5 protein-coding genes are annotated in these 6,614 nt (G+C 63.9%); 1 reads left to right on the top strand and 4 read right to left on the bottom strand.

Translation table 11 applies throughout. The annotated features are described in order from the left end of the window. From EOC06_RS42435 to EOC06_RS13050, 3 genes are all read right to left on the bottom strand, one after another. Positions 1 to 334: DmsC/YnfH family molybdoenzyme membrane anchor subunit (locus EOC06_RS42435; protein ID WP_245469553.1), on the bottom strand; the 334-nt coding region annotated here is incomplete at its 3' end. A gap of 3 nt (positions 335 to 337) precedes the next feature. Next, entirely contained in the window at positions 338 to 1,072 is a 735-nt protein-coding gene (locus EOC06_RS13045) for a 4Fe-4S dicluster domain-containing protein (protein ID WP_127267783.1), read from the bottom strand. Further along, complete coding sequence (locus tag EOC06_RS13050) at positions 1,069 to 3,999, bottom strand: molybdopterin oxidoreductase family protein (protein ID WP_164898563.1); 2,931 nt, start codon at positions 3,997 to 3,999, stop codon at positions 1,069 to 1,071. The genes EOC06_RS13045 and EOC06_RS13050 overlap by 4 nt, the downstream gene beginning before the upstream one ends. Before the next feature lie 278 nt (positions 4,000 to 4,277). Here EOC06_RS13050 and EOC06_RS13055 point away from each other — a divergent pair, with 278 nt between their 5' ends. Then, positions 4,278 to 5,168 carry a LysR family transcriptional regulator gene (locus tag EOC06_RS13055; RefSeq protein WP_128287806.1) on the top strand — a complete coding sequence of 297 codons (891 nt, stop codon included), beginning with the start codon at positions 4,278 to 4,280 and terminating at the stop codon, positions 5,166 to 5,168. A 144-nt stretch (positions 5,169 to 5,312) separates the two neighbouring features. Here EOC06_RS13055 and EOC06_RS13060 read toward each other — a convergent pair whose 3' ends face one another. Continuing rightward, positions 5,313 to 6,569 carry an Hsp70 family protein gene (locus EOC06_RS13060; RefSeq protein WP_128307953.1) on the bottom strand — a complete coding sequence of 419 codons (1,257 nt, stop codon included), beginning with the start codon at positions 6,567 to 6,569 and terminating at the stop codon, positions 5,313 to 5,315. Between the last annotated feature and the right edge of the window lie 45 nt (positions 6,570 to 6,614).

Here is a 6,614-nt window from a genome sequence, read left to right on the forward strand (position 1 = left end):
CGACCCAGCCATCGGTCTTGCCGAAGAATATCCAACCGATGCCGAACAGTCCCGCCGGGATGAAGGTGATGACCGAGGCGACGCCTTCGCGCGACAGCCATGAACTGCGCCATTGCGAGAACGCCCGCCAGGCGCGTTCGGGGCGGCCGAGATGACCCGTCGAGGACAACAGGCCGGCCACGATCAGGCCGAGCGCCAGCCCCATGCCGATGAAGCCCAGCCAGAAATCGGGTGGGATGATCTGGAAGCCTCCAAGCACGCCCAGCAGCGCGAGCAGGCCGTAGCCCGCGCCGGTGGCGGTGGTGAAGAAGACGACGGAGAAGGCTGGATGCATGGGTCAGTTCGAAAGCATGCGGTCGACCCAGCCGAGGAAACCGCCTTCGGCCCGCACCGGTTCCAATGCCGGCGCGGCCACCGATGCGGCGCGCGCGGTGTGGGCGCGCGGCGGCAAATATTTGTTGGTCGGGCGATAGCCGAGCTCAGGCATCAGGTCGACACCGCCGCGCTCCGCCACCAGTTGCGACACAGCCGACAGGGGATCGCCGAGATCGCCGAAATGCCGGGCGCTGGTCGGGCAAGCGGCGACGCAGGCCGGTACGCGGTCCTCTTCGGCCAGATTGTCATTGTAGATGCGGTCGACGCACAGCGTGCACTTCTTCATCACGCCGACATCGGTGTCGAATTCGCGTGCGCCATAGGGACAGGCCCAGCTGCACAATTTGCAGCCGATGCACTTGTCCTCGTCGATCAGCACGATGCCGTCCGAGGCCCGCTTGTAGGAGGCGCCGGTCGGGCAGACGGTGACGCAGGCCGGCGTCTCGCAATGCAGGCAGGAGCGCGGGAAGTTCACCGTCCGTCCGCCCATCTCGGTGGTGTGCTCGTAAGCGTGCACGCGGTTGAACCAGACGCCGTCGACATGGCCGCCATAGGGGTCGATGTCGGTCAGCGGCGCCATGTGGCCGCCGGTGTTCCATTCCTTGCAGGCGGTGACACAGGCCTGGCAGCCGACGCACGTATCGAGGTCGATGACGAGGCCGAGTTTCTTGTCGCTTTGGCTTGGCAGACAGGTCATTCAGTCGTCTCTCTTGCCCGGCGGAATTCGGCGCCGAAAGTCAGCCTGTCGGGCGAGGGTTCGAAATGCGGTGGCTGCTGGAAACGTTCGAATTGCGGCTCGGTGAAGCCGGCTTCTTCGGCGGCGCATTTGACGATGCGCACGCGTAAATCGAACCATGCCGCCTGGCCGGTCACAGGATCGGAGTTCGAATAGCGTTTGCCCTGAGCGTCAGCCGAGGTCTGGTCGCCGATGATATGGTTGAGCAGGAAGCCGCGGTTGCTCTCGGCCGCGTCGTCCTTCAGCCCCCAGCTGCCGCGCCTTTTGCCGATGGCGTTCCAGGTCCAGACCGTGCTTTCGTTGACCCCGTCGATCAGCTTGATCTGCCCCTTCACCCTGCCGTTGATGCTTTCGATCCACACCCAGTCGTCGTCGACAAGGCCGAGGCCAGCTGCCGTACGGTGATGCACGAACAGCCGGTTCTGGCTGGTGATCTGCCGCAGCCACGCATTCTGCGATCCCCAGGAATGGTACATGTGCATCGGCCGCTGCGTCAGCGCATGCAGGGGAAATTTTTCGAGGTCGACGACCGCTTCCTCGAAGGGCATGTACCAGAACGGAAGCGGGTCCATGTAGGTCTCGATGCGTTGGCGATCGGCCTCTGGCGGCAAGACGTGACCGTGCCCACGTGCGGCCAGGCGAAAACGCTGCAGCGGCTCGGAATAGAGCTGGAAGACGATCGGTTCCGCCTTGGGGATGAAGCCCATCTGCTCCGCGAAATCGAGATAGGAGCGGTTGGCCATCTTGTAATAGCGCTGGTCGTCGGCGAAATCGTGGTGCCAGAAGCCGCCATTGTCGATGTAGCGCTGCATCTGGTCCGGGTTGGCCTCGCCCCTGCCAGTCGACGTCCCGTCCTTGCCGCGCCATCCGGCGAGCGGGCCGATGCCTGATGTGCGCTCATGGTTGACGATGTAGTCGGCGTAGTCGGCATACTTGGCCGAGCCATCGTCGTTGACGAAACCGGGCAGGCCGAGCCGCGCGCCGAGTTCGATCAGCACCGATTGGAACGGCCGGACGTCGCGGTCAGGTTCGACGACGGGATGGCGGATGGCGTCGCCCGGCCCGTCGGCATGGCTGATCGGCCGGTCGAGCAGGCTGATGCAGTCATGGCGCTCAAGATAGGTGGTGTCGGGCAGCACGAGGTCGGCGAACGGCACGGTCTCGGAATAATAGGCATCGGAATAGATGATGAAGGGGATCTTGTAGTTGCCCGCATCGTCATGGTCGGTCAGCATGGCAATGGTCTCGACGGTGTTCATCGAGGAATTCCACGCCATGTTCGACATATACATCATCAGTGTATCGATCGGGTACGGGTCGCCGTCCCAGGCATTGCGGATGACGGTGTGCATCAGGCCATGCGCGGCCAGCGGTGCGTCCCAGGAATAGGCCTTGTCGATGCGATGCGGCGTGCCGGCCTCATCGACCAAAAGATCGTCCGGCCCGCAGACGAAACCGAGTGGCATGCCGTCAAGCGGCGTCATCGGCTTGACGGTTTTGCCGGCCGGCTTGGGACCGGGCGGAGCGGAGCGGGGGTAGGGCGGCTTGAAACGGAAGCCGCCAGGGACATCCACCGTGCCCAGCAACACCTGGAGGAGATGGATGGCGCGGCAGGTGTGGAAGCCGTTCGAATGGGCCGAGATGCCGCGCATGGCGTGCATCGAGACAGGCCGCCCATTGATGGTCTCGTGCCGGCGTCCGGCCCAGTCGGTCCAGGCGATCGGCAATTCGATCGTCTGTTCGAAGGCGACATGCGCAAGTTCGGCGGCGATCCTGCGGATCGTATCGGCGGCAATGCCGCAGCGCTCGGCGACCGCGTCCGGCGCATAGCTCTCATCGAGGTAGCGGTCGGCGATGAGCTGGAACACCGGGACGCAGTGGCGCCCGCCGACCGTGAAGCTGCCCGTCAGTGCCGGCTTCGCACTGGCATCGGTGGCGCCGACAGGCGTCTTCGCAACCCTGTCCCACGCCAACGGATTTCCGTCGGCGTCGCGCACGAACAGCCCGTCATCGGCGGCACCCGGCTCCTGCACGACGAGAACATGGGCATTGGTGTAGCGCAGCAGGTAATCGAGATCGACGCGGCCCGCCTTGAGCAATTCGTGGATGAGGGCGAACACGAACAGCCCATCGGTGCCGGGCCGAATGCCGATCCAGTCGTCTGCAATGGCATTGTAGCCGGTGCGGCACGGGTTGATCGAGACGACCTTGGCGCCGCGCGCCTTGAGTTTGCCGAGGCCGATCTTGATCGGGTTGGAATCGTGATCCTCGGCGACGCCGAACAGCATGAAATACCGGGTGTTGTCCCAGTCGGGCTCACCGAACTCCCAGAACGAACCGCCGATCGTATAGAGACCACCGGCCGCCATGTTGACCGAACAGAAGCCGCCATGGGCGGCAAAGTTCGGCGTGCCGAACTGGCTCGCCCACCAGCCGGTCAAGGATTGGGATTGATCGCGGCCGGTGAAGAAGGCCAGCTTCCTGGGGTCGGTCCGGCGGATGGCCGAGAGCCGTTCCGTCGCGATCGAAAACGCCTCTTCCCACTCGATCTCGCGGAACTCGCCGGAGCCGCGCGGGCCGGTGCGCAGCAATGGCTTCTTCAGCCTTGCCGGACTGTAGTGCTGCATGATGCCGGAGCTGCCCTTGCCGCAGATCACGCCGCGATTGACCGGATGGTCCTTGTTGCCGTTGATGTAGCGGACCTTGCCATCCTTGATGTGCACATCGATGCCGCAGCGGCAGGCGCACATGTAGCAGGTCGTCTTGGCGATGCTGTCGGAAACATCAGGCGAGGTGTCGACGCCGTCGCCTTCGTCAGGCGCCCGCGTGTCGGCAAGCGGGCGTTGCGATGGTGCCGAATTCGCGCCGCGCGGCGGTCCCTGCATCATGATCCGGTGGCGCCTGTACGGCCCATGGATTTGGCCCGCGTCTTCGGTCCGGGGCCGCGCATGTAATGCTCTTCCGGGTGGTAGCGATCGCCGGCCAGCCGCCGTCTTATGCCGCGGGTCCAATGCGCAAGCAGGGATCTGAACCGCCCGATCATTCTGCTCTCTGCGATCTCTCGGCGAATTTTTTCTAACTTCACGAGGAAACTTAGAATAAAGCTATCGATCCGTCTAATCAGTTGTTCTTGTAAATTCGATCGATATTGGTTCTTAATACAGACATGACCCTGGACCAGTTGCGCATTTTCGTCGCCGTCGCCGAGCGCGGCCATATGACCAAGGCGGCGGAATTGCTGGGCATTTCGCAGTCGGCCGCATCGGCCGCCATCCGGGCGCTTGAAGAACAGCACGGCGTCCATCTGTTCAACCGCGTCGGCCGCAACATCGAGCTTGCCCAGACCGGCCACCGGTTCCTGCCCGAGGCCAAGGCCGTGCTCGAGCGGGCCGCCGCCGCGCGCAATGTGCTGGAGCATGTCTCGCAGACCGTCACCGGCAGCCTCTCGATCGCCGCCAGCCAGACTATCGCCAGCTACTGGCTGCCGCGCCGGCTGGCTTCCTTCCACGAAGCCTATCCGGCCGTCAGGCTGAGCGTCTCCATCGGCAACACCAGGCAGGTCGAGGCCAATGTCCTCGATGGCGCGGCGGATCTCGGCCTGGTGGAGGGGCGCACCGAGTCCGACATATTGCGCCGCACCAAGGTCGACGTCGACAGGCTGATCCTGGTGGTTGCCAGCGCGCATCCGGAGATCCCCGAAGTCGCGCCCGGCCGCCCTGACATCAAGGGCCTGCGCTGGATCATCCGTGAGGGCGGTTCCGGCACGCGCGAGGTGCTGGAGGATCTGGCGCGCCACGAAGGGATTTCGCTCGCCGACCTCCAGATATTCCTGGTGCTGCCGAGCAATGAAGCTATTCGCCAGGCCGTCGAGGCGGGGGCCGGCGCCACCATCATTTCCGAACTTGTCGTGGCACGCGCCGTGGCCGAAGGCAGTCTGAGGTCGGTGCCGCTCCAACTGCCGAAACGCGACTTCGCCATGATCACCCATCGCGATCGCCAGGCAAGCCTGGCCCAGATGGCGCTCAAGGCGCATCTGGGTACGTCGGATCAACGGTGAGGGTTCGCTGAGATTCAGGTCAGGCCGAGTCGAAAATGGCTGATGCCGAGAACCGGAGCGGAGCGTACTTAAAGTACGTGAGCACCGGAAGCGCAGGTATCAGCCATTTGCAGGCCGGCATCACCTGAATATCAATGGACCCGGTCAACCGAACTTTCGCTGCGCATCCAGCGCCAGGCCAAGTCCGACCGAGCCGAACATGTCGCCTTCGATGACGGATGCCTGCGGCACCAGCGACAGGATTTCTCGCCTTGCCAGCGGGATCGCGGTCGATCCGCCGGTCAGGAATACCGCGGTGATGTCGGATGGCTTCACCTCAGCGTCCCGGATGGTCTGCGCCACCGTCGCTGTGACCCGCTCGATGTCCCTGGCGATCGTGGCATCCAGCCCGTTGCGCGCGATTTCGGCGGCGAACTCCGCACCCGGCAGCTTCACCACGACCTCTGCGGATGACCTGTCGGTCAGCTCTATCTTGGCTTTTTCGACAAGTGCGGCCAGCGCGTGTCCAAAGCGGTGTTCGACGATGTGGATGAAACGGTCGACCAGGTCGGCGCGCTCGGCCTCGTAGCGGATCTGGCGCAGATGCGTCATCGCTTTGGCGGTGTAGACCAGGTTGATGCGCTGCCATGTCGCGAGGTCGATGAAGTAGCTTGCCGGCAGATTGCGCTTGCCGTCCTTGGTCGGCGTCAAATAGCCGAGTTGCGGCATCACATGGGCGATGCTCAGCAGCCGGTCGAAATCCGTACCGCCGATATGGACGCCCCGGCTGGCCAGGATGTCGTCCTTGCGGTCGAGCGAACGGGAGCGCTGCGGCGAGACGCGCACGATCGAGAAGTCCGACGTGCCGCCGCCCATATCGATGATCAGCGCCAGTTCCTCGCATGTCACCTTTTGTTCGTAGTCGAGCGCCGCCGCGATCGGCTCGAACTGGAAAGCGATGTGCTTGAAGCCCTGGCCACGGGCGGCGTTCTCGAGTTCGCTTTGCGCCTTCGCGTCGGCCTCGGCATCGTCGTCGACGAATTGCACCGGCCGGCCAAGAACGACGGTCTCGACCGTATCGCCGGCATCTGCTTCCAGCCTCATCTTGAGATGTCCGAGGAACATGCCGACGATGTCCATGAAGCCGATCGACCGCGATTTGATGCGGGTCTTTTCATGGGCCAGCGAACTGCCGAGCACGCTCTTCAGCGAACGCATCAGCCGGCCTTCGATGCTGTCGGTGTAGTTGGCGATGGCGTGACGGCCAAAGCAGGTGCGGTTGTCCTCGAAGTTGAAGAACACGGCACTGGGCAGTGTCACCTGGCCGTCCTCCAGGGCGACGAGGCGCGGCTGCCCGTTGCGGACCACGCCAACAGTGGAGTTCGAAGTGCCGAAGTCGATGCCGCCGAAGGCTGGTCGCATGACAAGTTCCTGTATTTGTCGTCGGCGAGCCGACAGGCGCCGAGA

This window comes from Mesorhizobium sp. M7A.F.Ca.MR.362.00.0.0, from assembly GCF_004023175.1.
Classification (GTDB): domain Bacteria; phylum Pseudomonadota; class Alphaproteobacteria; order Rhizobiales; family Rhizobiaceae; genus Mesorhizobium.